The organism is Pseudomonas sp. BF-R-26 (genome assembly GCF_019947395.1).
Lineage (GTDB): Bacteria > Pseudomonadota > Gammaproteobacteria > Pseudomonadales > Pseudomonadaceae > Aquipseudomonas > Aquipseudomonas farris.
Genome location: NZ_JAGYGK010000001.1, coordinates 48,235 through 65,402 on the forward strand (window position 1 = coordinate 48,235; position 17,168 = coordinate 65,402).

At 58.6% G+C, this 17,168-nt stretch carries 14 protein-coding genes; 9 read left to right on the forward strand and 5 right to left on the reverse strand.

Annotated features, from left to right (window positions below):
• The first annotated feature begins 66 nt into the window (after positions 1–66).
• On the forward strand, positions 67–987 hold the full coding sequence (locus KGB18_RS00265; protein WP_123720317.1) for a zinc ABC transporter substrate-binding protein: 921 nt from the start codon (positions 67–69) through the stop codon (positions 985–987).
• 120 nt (positions 988–1,107) lie between these two features.
• Here KGB18_RS00265 and KGB18_RS00270 read toward each other — a convergent pair whose 3' ends face one another.
• Both KGB18_RS00270 and KGB18_RS00275 read right to left on the reverse strand, forming a co-directional pair.
• Positions 1,108–2,058, reverse strand: a complete 951-nt coding sequence (locus KGB18_RS00270; RefSeq protein ID WP_038980340.1) for a homoserine kinase — start codon at positions 2,056–2,058, stop codon at positions 1,108–1,110.
• Positions 2,059–2,117: 59 nt separating this feature from the next.
• The gene (locus KGB18_RS00275; protein WP_008076254.1) at positions 2,118–2,405 is read right to left on the reverse strand and encodes a DUF2782 domain-containing protein; all 288 of its coding nucleotides are present in this window, start codon (positions 2,403–2,405) and stop codon (positions 2,118–2,120) included.
• A gap of 74 nt (positions 2,406–2,479) precedes the next feature.
• On the opposite strand from KGB18_RS00275, the gene polA reads away from it, so the two are divergent.
• Complete coding sequence (gene polA / locus KGB18_RS00280; RefSeq protein WP_223569226.1) at positions 2,480–5,248, forward strand: DNA polymerase I; 2,769 nt, start codon at positions 2,480–2,482, stop codon at positions 5,246–5,248.
• 299 nt (positions 5,249–5,547) lie between these two features.
• On the opposite strand, the gene yihA is transcribed toward polA, so the two are convergent.
• Positions 5,548–6,189: a ribosome biogenesis GTP-binding protein YihA/YsxC gene (gene yihA, locus KGB18_RS00285; RefSeq protein ID WP_123720064.1), complete on the reverse strand. Its 642-nt coding sequence runs from the start codon at positions 6,187–6,189 to the stop codon at positions 5,548–5,550.
• 191 nt (positions 6,190–6,380) lie between these two features.
• Here yihA and KGB18_RS00290 point away from each other — a divergent pair, with 191 nt between their 5' ends.
• From KGB18_RS00290 to KGB18_RS00320, 7 genes are all read left to right on the forward strand, one after another.
• Positions 6,381–6,671: a c-type cytochrome gene (locus KGB18_RS00290; protein ID WP_223569227.1), complete on the forward strand. Its 291-nt coding sequence runs from the start codon at positions 6,381–6,383 to the stop codon at positions 6,669–6,671.
• Positions 6,672–6,717: 46 nt separating this feature from the next.
• The gene (locus KGB18_RS00295) at positions 6,718–7,329 is read left to right on the forward strand and encodes a c-type cytochrome (protein ID WP_007902879.1); all 612 of its coding nucleotides are present in this window, start codon (positions 6,718–6,720) and stop codon (positions 7,327–7,329) included.
• Positions 7,330–7,527: 198 nt separating this feature from the next.
• Entirely contained in the window at positions 7,528–8,169 is a 642-nt protein-coding gene (locus tag KGB18_RS00300; RefSeq protein ID WP_123356943.1) for a thiol:disulfide interchange protein DsbA/DsbL, read from the forward strand.
• Positions 8,170–8,183: 14 nt separating this feature from the next.
• Entirely contained in the window at positions 8,184–9,044 is an 861-nt protein-coding gene (locus tag KGB18_RS00305) for an endonuclease/exonuclease/phosphatase family protein (RefSeq protein ID WP_123356945.1), read from the forward strand.
• Complete coding sequence (locus tag KGB18_RS00310; RefSeq protein WP_223569228.1) at positions 9,045–11,078, forward strand: GGDEF domain-containing protein; 2,034 nt, start codon at positions 9,045–9,047, stop codon at positions 11,076–11,078.
• Positions 11,079–11,183: 105 nt separating this feature from the next.
• The gene (locus KGB18_RS00315) at positions 11,184–11,963 is read left to right on the forward strand and encodes an N-acetylmuramoyl-L-alanine amidase (RefSeq protein ID WP_223569324.1); all 780 of its coding nucleotides are present in this window, start codon (positions 11,184–11,186) and stop codon (positions 11,961–11,963) included.
• Positions 11,964–12,036: 73 nt separating this feature from the next.
• Positions 12,037–13,653, forward strand: coding sequence for an EAL domain-containing protein (locus KGB18_RS00320; protein ID WP_223569229.1), 1,617 nt, complete (start codon positions 12,037–12,039; stop codon positions 13,651–13,653).
• A 12-nt stretch (positions 13,654–13,665) separates the two neighbouring features.
• On the opposite strand, the gene KGB18_RS00325 is transcribed toward KGB18_RS00320, so the two are convergent.
• Entirely contained in the window at positions 13,666–15,456 is a 1,791-nt protein-coding gene (locus KGB18_RS00325; protein WP_123720067.1) for an ATP-binding protein, read from the reverse strand.
• 10 nt (positions 15,457–15,466) lie between these two features.
• The gene (algB, locus tag KGB18_RS00330; RefSeq protein ID WP_123720068.1) at positions 15,467–16,813 is read right to left on the reverse strand and encodes a sigma-54-dependent response regulator transcription factor AlgB; all 1,347 of its coding nucleotides are present in this window, start codon (positions 16,811–16,813) and stop codon (positions 15,467–15,469) included.
• Positions 16,814–17,168 lie beyond the last annotated feature (355 nt).

Genomic DNA, 17,168 nt, shown 5'->3' on the forward strand with positions numbered 1-17,168 from the left:
GAGCGGCGACGAGTTTTGTGAGAGACGTTATTATGTTACCCGTTCTCGCCTCTTCGAGTGGTCATCGTGTCCCGACTTTTTTCTATCTTTGTCGCATTTGTCGCAAGTTTTCTGCTGATTGGCTCAGCGCAAGCCGAAGTCAAAGTCCTCACCAGCATCAAGCCCCTGCAGCTGATCGCCGCGGCGGTGCAGGACGGCGTAGCGGTTCCGGAAGTCTTGCTGCCGCCCGGCGCTTCGCCCCATAACTATGCCTTGCGCCCTTCCGACGTACGGAAAGTGCAATCGGTGGAGCTGGTGTACTGGATCGGCCCGGACATGGAAGGTTTCCTGCCTCGCGTGCTGAAAGGTCGTACGCTGCCCAGCATCGCGGTGCAGGATTTGCCCGGCCTGAAACTGCGACATTTCGCCGAAGATAACCACTCCGACGCCGAAGAAGCCGACGAGCATGATCACGATCACCGCCCCGGCAACCTGGATGCGCATTTGTGGTTGTCACCGATCAACGCCCGCGTGATCGCCACCAAAATGGCCACCGATTTGAGTGCTGTAGATCCGGCCAACGCGGCGCGCTACCAGAGCAACCTCAAGGCGTTCGATGAGCGTCTCGATGCTTTGGACTTGCGCCTGAAGGCTCGCCTGGCGGGCATCGCGGGCAAACCTTACTTCGTGTTCCACGAAGCCTTCGATTACTTCGAAGACGCTTACGGCCTCAAGCACACCGGCGTGTTCAGTGTCGCAGCCGAAGTGCAGCCCGGTGCCCAGCACGTGGCAGCGATGCGCACGCGGTTGCAGGAAGTCGGCAAGACCTGCGTGTTCAGCGAACCACCGCTGCGCCCGCGCCTGGCAGAAACCCTGGTGGCAGGGCTGCCGGTGAAACTGGCGGAACTGGATGCACTGGGCGGCTACACGCCAGCAACCGCTCAGGGGTATGAGCAGTTGCTGGAAAAGCTGGGGAATGATTTGGCGGGGTGTCTGGAGTCGTTGTAACCGTCCCGCAGAACTGTGGCGAGGGGGCTTGCCCCCGTCGGGCTTCGAAGCAGCCCCCGCTCAATGAGTTTGCAGGGGAGCGCTTCGCGCTCCAACGGGGGCAAGCCCCCTCGCCACAATTTAAAGCGCGAACGGCAACGGCGTGCTGACCTTCTGCCGCTGCGCCAAGCGCAGCTGAAACTCCATCGGATCGTGAATCAACACGTCCTGCCCGGCGAAAGACTCCGCGGCAATCAACCGCGACAACCAGAACCGTACGCACGCCACACGCAGCATGGTCGGCCATAGCTCGGCTTCGGCAGCGGTAAACGGTCGCAACGCGGCATAAGCGCCCAGCAATGCCCGCGCCCGAGCGCCATCAAGCTGCCCTTGTTCGTCCGAACACCAATCATTCAAGGCAATCGCCACGTCATAGAGCATCGGCCCCGAACAGGCGTTGTAGAAGTCGATCAACCCGGTCAGGTGTGTGCCTTCGAACATCGCGTTATCGCGGAACAGATCCGCGTGGATGTTGGCTCGCGGCAGCGCCAGAATTTTCGTCTTCTGTTGTGTGATTTCATCCAGCGCCCGTTGCAGCAAATCGCTTTGCTCGGCATTCAGATGCGAAAGCAACTGCGTGCCCTCTTCCAGCATCCAGTCCAGGCCGCGATCGGTTTTGCGTTTGATCATGTTGGCCTGGGTCGCCAAGTGCAGATGAGCCAGCAGCTCGCCGACCTGAGCACAATGCTGCGCGTTAGCGTCCTTGATGTGCTTGCCCGCCAGACGTGGCTGCAGCAGCGCAGGTTTGCCGGCCAGTTCGCGCAAGGCGACGCCGTCGGTGGTGCGCAGGGCATAAGGCACCGGCAGGTTGGCGTCGTGCAGCACGTCGAGCAGCTCGATGAAGAACGGCATCTCCTGCACCGGACCACGCTCGACCAGGGTCAGGACAAATTCGCCCTGCTCCAGGCTGATAAAGAAATTGGTGTTTTCGCTACCGGCGGCGATCCCCTGGAAATCAAGCAGGCGGCCAAGCCCGTAAGGGGCGAGAAAGGTTTCCAGCTCGGGCCGAGCCAGGGGGGTGAACACAGACATGGTTAAAACTGCCAGTACGGGCGCCGCGACTGCCAGCGCCGATTTAAGTTAGGAGCGGTTTACCACTCGAATATTTTCCACGACGGAATCAGCATATCCGGCTGGTCCGAGCGGATGAAGTTACCGTCCGAGCCATCAGCACGCACCAGGAAATACGGTTTACCGACTTTCGGGGTCACCTTGATGGCGTACAAAAAGCCATTTTGCCGATATTCCTGAATGGTTTTGTCACCTTCAGTGCGGATTGTTACATCTGGGTCCGCCGAGGGCGCGTCGTCCGCCGCCATGACAGCCAATGGAGTGATTGCAAACAAGCCAGCCAGCAACAAGCGATTTAGTGTGCGCATGATAACCTTGTCCCTTTGTCGTCAACGGTCCCGCTATTCTAGCGCCGGACCCGCCGAAAAGGTTGATCCTGCTCATGAGCCAAGCCCCCCTCGTCCTGGTGGACGGTTCTTCTTATCTGTACCGCGCCTTTCACGCGCTGCCACCGCTGACCACGTCCAAAGGCCTGCCGACCGGAGCGGTCAAAGGCGTATTGAACATGCTCAAGAGTCTGCGCAAGCAGTACCCGGACAGCCCGTTCGCCGTGGTATTCGACGCCAAGGGCGGGACGTTCCGCGACGCGATGTTCGCCGAATACAAGGCCAATCGCCCAAGCATGCCCGACGACATGCGGGTCCAGATCGACCCGCTGCACGCCAGCGTCAAAGCCCTGGGCTTTCCATTGCTGTGCGTGGACAACGTTGAAGCCGACGACGTGATCGGCACCCTGGCCCGCAGCAGCGCGGCCGCCGACCGCCCGGTGGTGATCTCCACCGGCGACAAGGACATGGCGCAACTGGTCGACGGGCACATTACCTTGGTCAATACGATGACCGGTAGCGCGCTCGACGTGGAAGGCGTGAAGGAGAAATTCGGCGTCGCTCCCGAGCAGATCATCGATTATCTGGCACTGATGGGCGATTCGTCCGACAACATCCCGGGCGTTCCGGGTATCGGCCCCAAGACTGCTTCCGGCCTGTTGGTCGGTGTGAACGGCGGCCTGACCGAGCTCTATGCGCAGCTCGACATCGTCCCGACCCTGCCGATTCGCGGCGCCAAAACCCTGCCGGCCAAGCTCGAAGAGCATAAGGAGATGGCGTTCCTCTCCTATCAACTGGCAACCATCAAGATCGATGTGCCACTGGACATCGGTCTCGATGACCTGCAAATGGGCAAGCCGGATCACGACAAGCTCGCCGAGCTCTACACCCTGCTGGAATTCAAAAGCTGGTTCGAAGAGAACCAGCGCGACGCGAAGCGATCGGGTCAGGAAATTGTCGAGGTCGCCCAAGAACAGCCGGGCGCCGCCGAAGCGAAATACGAAACCATCCTCGACCAGCAGCACTTCGAGGCCTGGCTGGCCAAGCTCGACAAAGCGCCACTGATCGCCTTCGTCACCGAAACCAATGGCACCGATGCTCAACATGCACAACTGGTGGGTCTGTCGTTTTCCGTCGCGGCCAATGAAGCGGCCTACATTCCGCTGACCCATTCCTACATGGGCGTGCCGGAGCAACTGGATCGCGACACCGTGCTGCTGGCACTGAAGCCGCTGCTGGAAAATCCGAACAAACTGAAAGTCGGCCAGCACGCCAAGTTCGAAACCAATATCCTCGCCAACTGCGCCATCGGTGGCGATCAGAGCAACGGGATTATTGTTCAGGGTATTGCCTACGACACCATGCTCGAGTCTTACGTCCTGGACTCGACGGCCACCCGCCATGACATGGACAGCCTGGCGCTCAAGTACCTGGGCCAAAGCAAGAGCGACATTCAAGGGATCGCGGGCAAAGGCGTCAAACAGTTGACTTTCGACCAGATCTCTCTTGAGCTGGCCGGCCCCTATGCTGCCGAAGATGCCGATGTCACCTTCCAGTTGCACCTGGCTTTGCAGGAAAAACTGGCAGCAACGCCAAGCCTGGGCAAAGTGCTCAACGAGATTGAAATGCCGCTGATGCCGGTTCTGGCCCGTATCGAGCGCCAGGGCGCGCTCGTGGATGCCAACCTGCTGGGCATCCAGAGCGTCGAGCTGGGCGAGAAACTGGTCGCCCTTGAGCGTGAGGCGTTCGCCATTGCCGGTGAAGAATTCAACCTGGGTTCGCCGAAGCAGCTGGGCGTGATCCTCTACGAAAAGCTCGGTTTGCCCGTACTCAGCAAAACCGCCAAGGGCCAGGCTTCGACTGCCGAAGCGGTGTTGGCCGAGTTGGCCGAACAAGACTACCCGCTGCCCAAGGTGCTGATGCAGTACCGCTCGCTGAGCAAGCTTAAAAGCACCTATACCGACCGTTTGCCAGAGCAGATCAATGCTCGTACCGGGCGCATTCATACGTCTTACCAGCAAGCCGTCGCCGCTACCGGACGTTTGTCGTCCATCGACCCGAACCTGCAGAACATTCCGATTCGCACTGCCGAAGGTCGTCGGATTCGTCAGGCGTTCGTCGCGCCGAAAGGCTACAAGCTGCTGGCCGCGGACTACTCGCAAATCGAACTGCGGATCATGGCGCATCTGGCCAAGGATGAAGGCTTGCTGCACGCCTTCCGCAACAACCTCGATGTACACCGGGCAACGGCCGCAGAGGTGTTTGGCGTCGAGCTGGACGAAGTCACTAACGATCAGCGTCGTAGCGCGAAAGCGATCAACTTCGGTTTGATCTACGGCATGAGCGCGTTTGGCCTGGCCAAGCAGATCGGCGTTGACCGTAAACAATCCCAGGCCTACATCGACCGCTATTTCGCCCGTTATCCCGGTGTACTGGAATACATGGAGCGCACGCGCGCCCAGGCCGCCGAGCAAGGTTTCGTCGAAACCATCTTTGGTCGTCGCTTGTACCTGCCGGAAATAAACGCGAAAAACCAGGCCCTGCGCAAAGCTGCCGAGCGCACAGCGATCAACGCCCCGATGCAAGGCACCGCGGCGGACATCATCAAGAAAGCCATGGTAACCGTGGATAACTGGCTGACATCGTCAGGCCTGGACGCCAAAGTCATCCTGCAGGTACACGATGAATTGGTGCTTGAGGTGCGTGAGGACTTGATCGACCAGGTGCGTGAGGAGATTCGCGTACACATGAGCAGCGCCGCACAACTGGATGTACCACTTCTGGTCGAGGTAGGCGTAGGCAACAACTGGGATGAAGCGCACTGATCGGCTGAAAGACGCCTGTGCTGCGGCCTTATGCCGCAGCACAAAATAACGAAGGGCTATAGTGCGGAAAATGACATCGATTATTTCCAATGGTTTTTGAAAATAGTCTGAACTAAATCCGTGAACCGCCACTCAGAGATACTGAATGGCTGGTGAAGCCCTTCGATGCTCCTATGTTGTGTTAAGTGTTGGCAGATATCTGGACCCCGCCCTAGCGGTCCGGAGCTTGAACCCCGGAACTTCTCCCTCCCCATATGAAGTCCGGGGTTTTTTTTGCCTGCAGATTTGTCCGGAGAGCGTTACTCGGCAGTCTCAGCGCCCTTGTCCGCCAACTCCATCCAGCCCGCCAGAACAGTGTAGGCGTCTTCCAGGCCCATGCGTTTCGGTGCCGAAAACAGCTGGATAGTGATCGTATCGCCCCAGCCCTTGCGGATTTCCGCCTGAACCTTGAGCAGCGCGTTTTTCGCCGCGCCGTAGGTCAGCTTGTCTGCCTTGGTCAGCAAAATATGCATCGGCATGCCACTGGCGATGGCCCAATCGAGCATCAGCAGGTCGAAATCGGTCATTGGATGACGGATGTCCATCATCAGAATCAAACCTTTCAAACTCTCGCGACCGCCCAGATAGGCTTCCAGGTGACGCTGCCAGTGCAGCTTCAACGGGATTGGTACTTTCGCGTAACCGTAACCCGGCAGGTCGACCAGACGGCGTTCATCGTCTAGCTTGAAGAAGTTCAATAGCTGCGTGCGACCCGGTGTTTTCGAGGTCCGCGCCAGGCTGGCGTGTGTCAGGGTGTTCAACGCGCTGGACTTACCGGCGTTGGAACGCCCGGCGAAGGCCACTTCAAAGCCTTCGTCGTCGGGGCATTGGTCGACTTTGGCGGCGCTGAGCATAAAGGTGGACTGTTGGCACAGGCCGAGGATGGGGTTCTTGAGTTGCATGGGATTTCCGATGTGGGCGGCGCCGGGAATGGACGCGGCAAGCAGTGTCGTTTCCGTTTCAGTGACGCCAGTATATAATGCCGCAGATTTTGTGTGCGCTTTGTCCCAGCGTAGGATGAAGTTCACGAGAGCGATTAACCTTGATTGCGCACTAGAACGCAGCACGCTCTCAACCCTGAAAAGGTCGTTTTATGACGAAATGGCTGCTAGCTGCCGGTGTCTTGATGCCGCTTTACAGCGCTCAGGCTACACAGGATCCGGAAGCTGTGTACAACCGTGTTTGTGGTGCCTGTCATTCCGGCCAACTACCCATGGCGCCCCGCAAGGGCGATCAGGAAACTTGGACGCCGAGGTTGGCGAAAGGTATGGAGACGCTGGTGCAACACGTGACCCAGGGTTTCAAGGCGATGCCGCCGCGTGGTTTGTGCATGGACTGCAGTGCCGAGGATTACCGAGCCATCATCCACTGGATGAGCGAGTAAACCCGGCCCATAACTCTTTAACCCTTAGCCGTAGTTGGATTAGCTGATGAACAAATTGATCGTGAGTCTGCTGTTGACCGTGGGGATCTCCGGCATTGCCCATGCTGCAGGTGATGCGACTGCTGGTCAGGCGAAAGCCGCAGTATGTGGCGCCTGTCATGGCCCGGATGGCAACAGCATGGCGCCTAACTTTCCGAAACTGGCAGGCCAGGGCGAGCGTTATCTGAACAAACAGCTGCACGACATCAAGTCCGGCAAGCGCACGGTACTGGAAATGACTGGCCTGCTGACCAACCTGAGCGATCAGGATCTGGCTGATATCTCCGCCTACTTCGCCAGCCAAAAAGGCAGCGTCGGCGCCGCCGACCCGAAAGTCGTGGCTCGCGGTGAAGCACTGTTCCGTGGTGGCGACCTGGCCAAGGGTCTGCCAGCCTGCACCGGCTGCCACTCTCCAGATGGCAAGGGCAACGCAGCTGCCGGCTTCCCGCATCTGGGCGGCCAGCATGCTCAGTACGTCGGCAAGCAACTGACCGACTTCAGAAAAGAAGAAGGCGGCCGGACCAACGACGGCGATACCAAACCGATGCAGAGCATCGCTAAAAAGCTGAGCGACGAAGATATCGCCGCAGTCTCCAGCTATATTCAAGGCTTGCACTAAGGTTTGTGATCGAGCGTTGTGAGGGGTGTACATCTCTTGCAACGTTAACACTCGATTAATCCGTCGATGCAAACATAAAAAGGGTGGCTTTGGCTGCCCTTTTTTGTGGCCGCTGCCGTTACACTACAAACTCAAGCCCGCCAGGATCTGTCTGAAAACAGGTCGCGCGAGGCGACCCAATTTGTCCAGGAGTAAAGCATGCGTAATCTGATCATCAGCGCCGCACTAGTCGCTGCCAGCCTGTTCGGCATGACCGCCCAAGCCGCCGAAAAACCTGAAGCGCCCTTTGTCGAGCTGAGCAATCCGGTCCCGGTGGCCGTGCCTGGCAAGATCGAAGTCGTGGAGCTGTTCTGGTACGGTTGCCCGCATTGCTATGCCTTCGAACCCGTCATTAACCCATGGGTTGAAAAACTGCCTTCCGACGTGAACTTCGTGCGCATTCCGGCCATGTTTGGCGGCCCTTGGGACGCACACGGCCAGATGTTCCTGACCCTCGAAGCCATGGGCGTCGAAAGCAAGGTTCACGCCGCAGTTTTCGAAGCGATTCAGAAAGAACACAAGAAACTGACCGACAAAGAAGACATGGCGGACTTCCTGGCGACCCAAGGTGTAGACAAGGACAAGTTCCTGGCCACCTTCGACTCCTTCGCCATCAAGGGCCAGATCAACAAAGCCAAAGAACTTGCAAAGAAATATGAAATCTCCGGCGTGCCTACCATGATCGTCAACGGCAAGTATCGCTTTGACATCGGCTCTGCCGGCGGTGCCGAACAAGCGCTGAAACTGGCCGACCAACTGGTAGCCAAAGAGCGAGCGGCAACCAAGGCCGTCGCCAACTAAGCGCGGCGCCTGCCATGCGCCGCTGGGGAACTGAACGCATCGTTGGCCTGCATGATCCGCGGGTCAACGAGCATCACCTGGAATCGACGGGGTTGCCCGTGGACAGCCGTCTGCGTTTGCTCAGTTTCAATATCCAGGTCGGTATCAGTACCGAGCGCTATCGGCACTATCTGACCCGCGGCTGGCAGCATCTGTTGCCACACACCGGGCGTGCCGACAATCTGCAAAAAATCGGTAATCTGCTGGGCGACTTCGATCTGGTCGCCTTGCAGGAAGCCGATGGCGGCAGCCTGCGATCAGGCTACGTCAATCAGGTCGAACACCTGGCGCAGCTCGGCGCCTTCCCCTACTGGTATCAACAACTCAATCGCAACCTCGGTCATCTCGGCCAGCACAGCAATGGCGTGCTCAGCCGCCTGCGCCCATGGGCGATTGAAGATCATCCGCTGCCGGGACCCAAGGGTCGCGGGGCCATTCTGGTGCGCTTCGGCGAAGGTCCAGAGGCGCTCGTGGTGGTGATGATGCACCTGGCACTGGGCGCTCGCGCCCGCAGCCTGCAACTGGCTTACATCCGCGAGTTGATCGGCGGTTATAAACACCAGGTGCTGATGGGCGACATGAACACCCATGCCAGTGACTTGCTGCAAAACTCCCCGTTGCGTGATTTGGGCCTGCTCGCGCCGCAACTGGAAGCGACCTTCCCCAGCTGGCGCCCACAGCGTTGCCTGGACCATATTCTGCTCAGCCCTACCCTGACCCTTGAAAAAGTCGAAGTGCTGGCACAACCCATTTCCGATCACCTGCCGGTCGCGGTAGAGATTCGTCTGCCGGGTTCGCTCACGGCCGATGCATTGCCCGCGTTGAGTCCTGCCTGAATGAGCGACGAAGCACAGCGCTGGAAAGAGAAATACCTCAAAAGCATCGAACAACAAGAAAAACTGGAACGTCGATGGGACGCCCGGCTCGACTTGCTGCGTCGAGGGCTGGTGCGCAGCACCCTGGCCGCAGAAGGTACCGATCGCGCCGTTGACCAATGCATGAAGGAAATGCGCGAAGTCGTACGCACCGATGACATGGACGCCGGCCTGGCTGCCTTGCTGCCGCGCCTGGAAAAAGCCGTGCTCGACTCCGAGCAACGTCGGGAAACCCGGGTCGATCAAGTCAGTGCCGCCCTGACGTCGCTGGTCTCTCAGCTGCAAGCATTGCCGCTGCCCCGGGAAGTGAGTCGACCGCTGAAAAAATTCGCCAAACAGCTGGACGGACGCGTAAGTCAGGCTCGCGAAATCCCGTTGCTGCTCAGCGAGCTGAGCGGCTTGCAGGGCAAAGCCTTGAACCTGCTGGAGAACCCTGCCGAACCTGATCGTCCGGGTTTCCTGCAGCGGTTGTTCGGTAGGGAAACAGAAGAGACCGCGCCACAGCTCGCCGCCGCCGAATCGCAAATGCCAGCCCCGCAACCTGTCGAACCGGTTGCAGCACTGCCGGCCGAGCCCCTACAAGCGATAGCCAATCTCACGCCAGCCGTCGATAAGCCGCAAGTGGTGTTGCCAACCGTAGAAGCCGCCCTGCCCGCCGCTGCGCACCCCGAGCCAGCGCAAATTCAGGCGCCAACATCAATGGCACCTGCGGCTGAAGTCGTGGCGTTTGTCCCGCCCGTTCTTGAGCCAGAAGCTACGAGCAGCCAAGTCCCGGAGTTACAAACCCGACCACATGTCGAGCAACCACAAGAGCCGGTTCCATCGATCGCCCTACCGGCTACTCAGGCTTTGTCGGCAATCAATCCCGATGAACTGACTCCGATGGCGATCGATCCAGAGCAGTCCGAGCACGATATTCTGTATGCCCTGCCGGATTCGCCGGAGCCGTCCTACAGCTCTGTCGCCAAGCACATCGAAGACACCCTGCTAGGCCTTCTCGATGACCTGGCGTTGCCCGAGCGCCATCGTCCGCAAGCCGAGGCGATGCGCGATCGTCTTCAAAATGGCTTGAACTGGTACGAATTGCTACCGATCCTCGATGACCTGGCTACGTTAATGCTGGCGATCACCGACAGCGGCCAGCACGAATTCGAAGCGTATTTGCAGCAACTCAACGAACGCCTCGAGTCATTTCAAAGCAACCTGCAAGCGGCGAGCGACGGCCACGCCGACAACCGCTCGGCCGCGCGGGAGATGGACACGCAGATTCGCGAGCAAGTCGACGGTTTGCAAAGCAGCATGCAGGAAGCGGCGGATCTTGATGATCTCAAGCATGTGCTGGAAAACCATCTCGAAGGCCTGCTCGGCACCATGGACCAACACCAGAAGCAGCGCGACGAGCGTGAGCAGGAAGTAGCAGCCCGCCTGCAAAGCCTGGCCGAAAGGGTTGCACACATGGAGCAGGAAGCCCTGGGCTACCGCGAGCATCTCGAAGAGCAGCGCCAAAAAGCGTTGATCGATCCATTGACCAGCCTGCCGAATCGAGCAGCCTGGAGCGAACGCCTGGAGCATGAAATCGGCCAATGGCAGCAACATGGCAATACCCTGTTGCTGGCAATGCTCGACCTCGACCATTTCAAACGCATCAATGACAACTATGGCCATCTGGCGGGCGACAAGGTGCTGAAAATCATCGCCAGCGTGCTACGCAAGCGTCTGCGCGGGACTGATTTCATTGCCCGATTTGGCGGTGAGGAGTTTGTACTGTTGATGCCTGCCACGGTGCCGGCGGTGGGCGCGAAACTGCTGGAAACCTTGCGCGCATCGATCGAAGCCTGCCCGTTCCACTTCAAGGGCGAGCGAGTCACCATCACCATTTCCATGGGACTGACCGCCTTCAGGTCGGGCGAACATAGTGATCTGGTGCTTAAAAGAGCCGATCAGGCGCTATATCGGGCGAAAAATAATGGCCGGAATCGAATAGAACTGGGTTGATAGCTAATTGTTCCATTTTGTTTAAAACAGCATTTTTTGCCATCTGCGCGCAAGGCAATACCGTTACACTGTTGCATTATTTTCTTGCGTGTACTGCCTCCCGCCATGAAATGTCTTGTTCTTATTGCGTCGCTGCTTCTATTAGCCGGTTGTGCCAGCGGCCCCCGAATTGATACCAGCCACCCTTCAGCCAATCACGACAGTCGTATCCAATTCGTGGTGATGCATTACACCTCGGCATCCCTGGAGACCTCGTTGCAATTGCTGACCCACGGCGAGGTCAGCAGCCACTACCTGATTAGCGACGACAAGCGCGCCACTATTTATAAGCTAATTGATGAAAATTTCCGGGCCTGGCACGCTGGCGAAAGTGAATGGCAAGGCCGGACCTGGTTGAACTCCAGCTCCATTGGTATCGAGATCGTTAATCAGGGCTTTGAGGACACCCCGAACGGGCGTCTTTGGTATCCCTACAGCGAAGCCCAGATTCAGTCGATGATCTTCCTGCTCAAGGACATCAGTAAGCGCCAAGGGATCAGCCCCCGCCATATCATTGGTCATAGCGACATCGCACCGATGCGTAAACTCGACCCCGGCCCGCTGTTTCCCTGGAAGCGTCTGGCTGCCGAAGGCCTGGGGATCTGGCCGAACGAGCAGGCTGTGGCGCGGCAACAAGCGCAGTTCGCCGTGCAACTGCCCAGCATCAGTTGGTTTCAGGGACAGCTTGCCCGCTTGGGCTATGCCACGCCGCAAACCGGCGAACTGGATGTAGAGACACGTAATGTGCTGGCGGCCTTTCAGCTGCATTTTCGCCCTTCCCGTTTCGACGGTACGCCGGATGCGCAAACCGCGGCGATTCTTCAGGTGTTGAATCAGACAAAATAATGACGCCCGCCCGACGGTCAGCGCTTTTTCCAGATCAGCAGCTATAACTCATTGGTAATTCTTCGGATATTCCATGATGCCTGCTGCTCGGGAGAGACTGCATAGCTGGTTCTATCGCCCTTGGTTTTTGGCGATGCTGGCTACTGCCTTGAGCGCAACGCTTCTGACGGTCGGCAGTTTGTTCGTGGCGATGAATCAAGTCGAGCACAACGAAAGCCAGGAAATGAACGCCCAGGGAGAACGCTTTCTGGTCCGCCTGGAGCAGCTGTTCGGGCAGTTGCGCGAAAGCCTCGATGACCTGGAAGCCCAACCGCTTCGAGGTTGCGATGACGAAATGATCGCGACCCTGCAGCAGGTCAGCTTCAACTACCGCTTCGTTTATGAAGCCGCTTATATGGACACTTCGCGAACCTGCTCCAACCGCCCCCGCCAGGAAGGGGTATCGTTGATCCGACCGCCGGACATCAAGGGCCCCACCTACAGCTATTGGCTGAACACCACCACCGAACCCGATGAGAACCGCGCTGCACTGATGCTTGGGCGTGGCAATTTCCGGGTGGCGACGTCGCGCGGGCATTTGACCGACATGGTCGATCTGTCTCCAGGGAGCAGCCTGTTGGTGGTGCTCGACCACGGCACCCGGGCGATTCCGGTACTCGGTGTCGCGCAGGCCTGGCCCCCCGCGGAACCCTGGCCCCCGAAAAGCTCCGATGCGCTGCAAGTCACCCATACCCGCCTGATTTACCGAATGCCCACTAACACCCCCGAATACCAACTGGTACTGATCACCCCACGCACAGGAATGCATGTACCGGCGGTATGGTGGTGGCTACTGCCGGCGAGCCTGGCGCTGAGTGCCTGTGTCGGTATTCTGGTGTTTTTGCTGGTACGCCAGCGTCAGTCGCTGGATGCCGAACTGCAAGGCGCCATGCGGCGAGGCGAGCTTCAGGTGTTGTATCAACCGATCTTCGACCTCGACAGCCGCAACTGCGTCGGTGCCGAAGCCTTGCTGCGCTGGCGAAGACCGGACGGCACGCTGACCAGTCCCGACCTGTTCATTCCGATGGCGGAAAATACCGGCCAGATCCGCCAGATGACCGACTTCGTATTGCAGCGCCTGCTGGAACAGCTCGGGCAACTGTTGCGGTCCAATCCGCAGCTGTACATCTCGGTCAACCTGGCGGCCTGCGATGTCATGGTGCCGCGTATCGGTCAGGTGATGGCGCGTCTGCTGAGTGTGCACCGGGTGGCGGCCAGGCAGATTGCCTTTGAGGTGACCGAGCGCGGATTGGTCGATGTGGTGGTGGCCCGAGAAAACCTGCAAGCCCTGCGGGATGTCGGGCATCAGGTGCTGATCGACGACTTTGGCACCGGCTATTGCAGCCTCGCCTACCTGCAAACCTTACCGGTGGACTGCCTGAAAATCGACAAGGCGTTTATCGACGCGCTGGGCCATGACGCCGCCAGCAGCGGCGTGGCACCGCACATCATTCGCATGGCTCAGGCCCTGCAACTCAAGGTGATTGCAGAAGGCATCGAACATGAAGCCCAAGCGGTGTTTCTGAGCAGCGAAGGGGTGAAGTTCGGCCAGGGTTGGTTGTTCGCCCACGCACTGAGCGCCGTGCAGTTCATCGAACTGATTACCCGTGGTCGCCGACTGAGCACGCGACGTCTGGATGACGAAGCCTGAGATGGCTACGGTTTATATCGCCAGTGCCATGTAGAACTGCGTGCCCTGCCCCGGCCGCGAGTAGACACCCATCCGCCCGCCGTGCAGTTGCACGATTTCCTTGCACAGCGCCAGACCAAGCCCGGCACCGCCCTTTTTGCGGCCGACCTGGACAAAGGGCTCGAAGATCCGTCCCTGCTGGCCGTAGGCAATGCCCTCGCCGTTGTCCTCGACACTGATAATCATCCGCTCTCCATGGCGCCGGGCCTGCAAACGGATCAGTCCATCGTGGGAGGTATGGCGCAAGGCGTTGTCGATCAGGTTGTCGAGCACCCGCTCCAGTTGCGCCTGATCAGCTTGCAGCCGCGGTAATGGTCCCTGCACTTCCACCAGCAGCTCAATGCCCTTCTCCTGCGCCGAGACGGCAAAACGTGTCTGGGCCTGATCCAGCAAGTCCTCAATAGAGCACGGTGCCAGCGTGAGTTTTTGCAGGCCGTTTTGATAGCGAGAGAAATTCAGCAGGTCGTTGATCAACTGCATCAGGCGCTGCATTTCTTCGTTGACGGTGTCCAGCAGGTCGGCTTCGCGGGAGTCTGCGGCAAAATGCGTCCGCTCACGGAACAGGCCGAATGCCATGTGCATCCCGGTAACCGGTGTGCGCAACTCATGGGAGGCGCGCAAGACGAACTCGCTGCGTACCCGTTCGAAGACACGCTGTTCGGTGACGTCATGCAACACCATCACGGCGCCGAGAATATGACCCTGGGTATGGCTGACCGGCGTCAGGCTATACGTCAGCAATCGCGACTCGCCATCGACCTCGATACTCAGGTCTTCCGGCGCACGTTCCAGAGTGCCGCCGCGCAATACCAGCTGCAGTTGTTCATCCAGTTCGGGACGCTCAAGCGCCGTGCCCAGCCCTTGACCGAGACGATCGGTGTCCCAGCCTAATTGGCGCTGAGCCACCGGGTTGAGGTGCTCGAGATGACCTTGACGATCGATAATCAGCAAACCGTCGTCGATGCTGTCGAGCACCGCTTGCAAACGTTGCTGGCCGGCGAGCAGCTCGTCGATATTGGTAGCCTGGTGCTCACGCAAGGCCTCGGCCATGATTCCGAAACGCCGGCTCAACTGGTTCATTTCCACCGCGGAAGAAATCGGCAGGGTCACTTCGAAATTGCCCTGACCGATATTGTCAGCTGCCTGCACCAGAGCCTCGATCGGAGCCCCGAACCGCCGGGCGATCGCATGGGCGGTAATGAACCCGATGAACAACACCGCCACCCCGACCAACCCAAGCAGGCCGGCAATCAACAGTGCCCGCTCCCGGGACTCGCGCTCGATCTCAGTGATGTTATCCAGTGCGCGCTTCTGTTCAGAGATCAAACCGTTACGCAACGCGTTGAATTTTTCCGTGAGGTCCCCGTCATCATTGACTACCTGTACCGGAGCGCGGGAAAGATCAAAGGCCTGCAGTAAGCTCTGATAATCAGCCTTGGCCTTTCTGAAACCATACTGGGCACCCTCGCTGGACGGTTCGCGAGCAATGCCTTCGTCAAGCAATTCAAGAGAGTGCTGCCTGGAGGCCTCGAACGCCGCAGGATCAGGGTTCTCGCCAAGCACGATGACCAGTTGATCACCCAGGCTTTGACGCAGCTTCAATCCCAGATCCAGCCTGACGAAGTTGTCACGGATCAGGGCTTCCTGAGTCCCTGCCATCTGCATCACGCTGACCAGCCCGAGCAAGAGCCCAAGCAGCGCCACCGTAATCAGCGCGGAAATGCTCAGAAACAGCCGGGTGCGCAACGTCATCGCCAGTTTCATCGATTACGACTCACAGGTTGTACTGCTTGCGTTTGCGGTACAGGGTCGAGGCATCGATACCCAGGGTCTTGGCCGCCTGGTCCAGCGTGTCGGCCGTGGCGAGGACCGCGCCAATGTGAGCTTTCTCCAACTCATCCAGGCTCAACGCAGCACCAATGCGCGGCGTGTGGTTGGCCGGGGCCTCGGCCATGCCCAAGTGGCTGAGCTCTACCCGCTCCTGCGGGCAAATAATGCTCGCGCGCTCCACCACGTTGCGCAGCTCGCGAATGTTGCCCGGCCAGCGGTAGCTGAGCAGCGCTTCGCGGGCCTCGTCGCTGAAGCATCGGGCCGGACGCGAGTACTCCTTGACGAAACGCGCCAGGAAACGGTCAGCCAGATTCAGAATGTCTTCCCTGCGCTCGCGAAGCGGCGGCAGGTGCAAGGTGATGACGTTCAGGCGATAGAGCAAGTCTTCACGAAAACGACCGTCGCGAACCATGTCTTCCAGGTTGAGGTTAGTCGCTGCGAGGATTCGCACGTCGGCGCGACGGGTCACCGGGTCGCCCACGCGTTCGTATTCCTTGTCCTGAATGAAACGCAGCAATTTTGGCTGCAAGGTCAGGGGGAAATCGCCGATCTCGTCGAGAAACAACGTCCCGCCATCGGCCTGATTGACACGACCCAAGGTACTTTCACTGGCACCGGTAAATGCGCCCCGGCTGTGGCCGAAAAGTTCGCTGTCCATTAACTCTGCAGTCAGGGACGGGCAGTTGATGGTGACGCAGGATTTCTTCTGGCGTTTGCTCCAGCCGTGAATCGCCCGGGACAGTTCACCTTTACCGGTGCCGGACTCGCCGAGAATCAGGATGTTGGCGTCAGTACTGGCAACCTGGCGTGCGGTTTCGAGCACCACTTTCATGGCCGGACTGTGGGAATCCAGGCCTTCCTTGGGTTTGCGCACTTCACCTTCGAGGGCTTCCAGGCGCGCCGAGAGTTGTCGTACTTCCAGCTGTTTGGCCGTGGCCAGACGCAACTGGTCGGGGCTGCAAGGTTTGACCAGATAGTCGGCGGCACCGGCCTGAATCGCATCCACGGCAGTGTCCACCGCCGAGTGAGCAGTCACGATCACCACCCGCATCCACGGCGCCTGGATGCGCATTTGGGCCAGCACATCGAGCCCATTGTCTTCACCCAGGCGCAAATCGAGGAAACACAGATCGAAAACCTGGCGCTGCAATAAGGCTTCGGCCTGAGCAGCGCTGGTCGCGGTGGCCACGCTGTAGCCTTCATCTTCGAGGCAATAGCGAAAGGTTCGGAGGATGGCGGATTCATCATCCACCAGCAGAATGCGGCCTTGATGCTCAGTGGCTGATTCCATGTTCCTGCGCTCCTTTAATTGTTGATTTTGGTTAGGCCCAGAAAAATCGGGCAAGTTGCATGATTGATTGTGGCCGATTTCAGCCAAATCAGCGGAGCTATCTACTTATCAACAAGATAACCAACTGATTTATTTGATTCTTTATTAATGAACCGTTCTTCGGCGATGGCCTGCGTCCCTTTCTGACATCTGCGCCCTTCTCTCAATTCCAAAAATATTGAAAGTATTCGCGAGTCCATCGTGCATTACGCACGACCTCAGAAGGGCCATCGTGCAGGATGCGTCCATAAGGATTTGGACCAACCATTTAACTAATTGATTTATAACGAATTAGTACCAAAAAAAAGGTGGCATG

Excerpts from the sequence above, each read along its gene's own strand:
- KGB18_RS00270 (WP_038980340.1), bottom strand. The coding sequence starts at position 2,058 with ATGTCTGTGTTCACCCCCCTGGCTCGGCCCGAGCTGGAAACCTTTCTC.
- KGB18_RS00275 (WP_008076254.1), bottom strand. The coding sequence starts at position 2,405 with ATGCGCACACTAAATCGCTTGTTGCTGGCTGGCTTGTTTGCAATCACT.
- polA (WP_223569226.1), top strand. The coding sequence starts at position 2,480 with ATGAGCCAAGCCCCCCTCGTCCTGGTGGACGGTTCTTCTTATCTGTAC.
- yihA (WP_123720064.1), bottom strand. The coding sequence starts at position 6,189 with ATGCAACTCAAGAACCCCATCCTCGGCCTGTGCCAACAGTCCACCTTT.
- KGB18_RS00290 (WP_223569227.1), top strand. The coding sequence starts at position 6,381 with ATGACGAAATGGCTGCTAGCTGCCGGTGTCTTGATGCCGCTTTACAGC.
- KGB18_RS00295 (WP_007902879.1), top strand. The coding sequence starts at position 6,718 with ATGAACAAATTGATCGTGAGTCTGCTGTTGACCGTGGGGATCTCCGGC.
- KGB18_RS00300 (WP_123356943.1), top strand. The coding sequence starts at position 7,528 with ATGCGTAATCTGATCATCAGCGCCGCACTAGTCGCTGCCAGCCTGTTC.
- KGB18_RS00305 (WP_123356945.1), top strand. The coding sequence starts at position 8,184 with ATGCGCCGCTGGGGAACTGAACGCATCGTTGGCCTGCATGATCCGCGG.
- KGB18_RS00310 (WP_223569228.1), top strand. The coding sequence starts at position 9,045 with ATGAGCGACGAAGCACAGCGCTGGAAAGAGAAATACCTCAAAAGCATC.
- KGB18_RS00315 (WP_223569324.1), top strand. The coding sequence starts at position 11,184 with ATGAAATGTCTTGTTCTTATTGCGTCGCTGCTTCTATTAGCCGGTTGT.
- KGB18_RS00320 (WP_223569229.1), top strand. The coding sequence starts at position 12,037 with ATGATGCCTGCTGCTCGGGAGAGACTGCATAGCTGGTTCTATCGCCCT.
- KGB18_RS00325 (WP_123720067.1), bottom strand. The coding sequence starts at position 15,456 with ATGAAACTGGCGATGACGTTGCGCACCCGGCTGTTTCTGAGCATTTCC.
- algB (WP_123720068.1), bottom strand. The coding sequence starts at position 16,813 with ATGGAATCAGCCACTGAGCATCAAGGCCGCATTCTGCTGGTGGATGAT.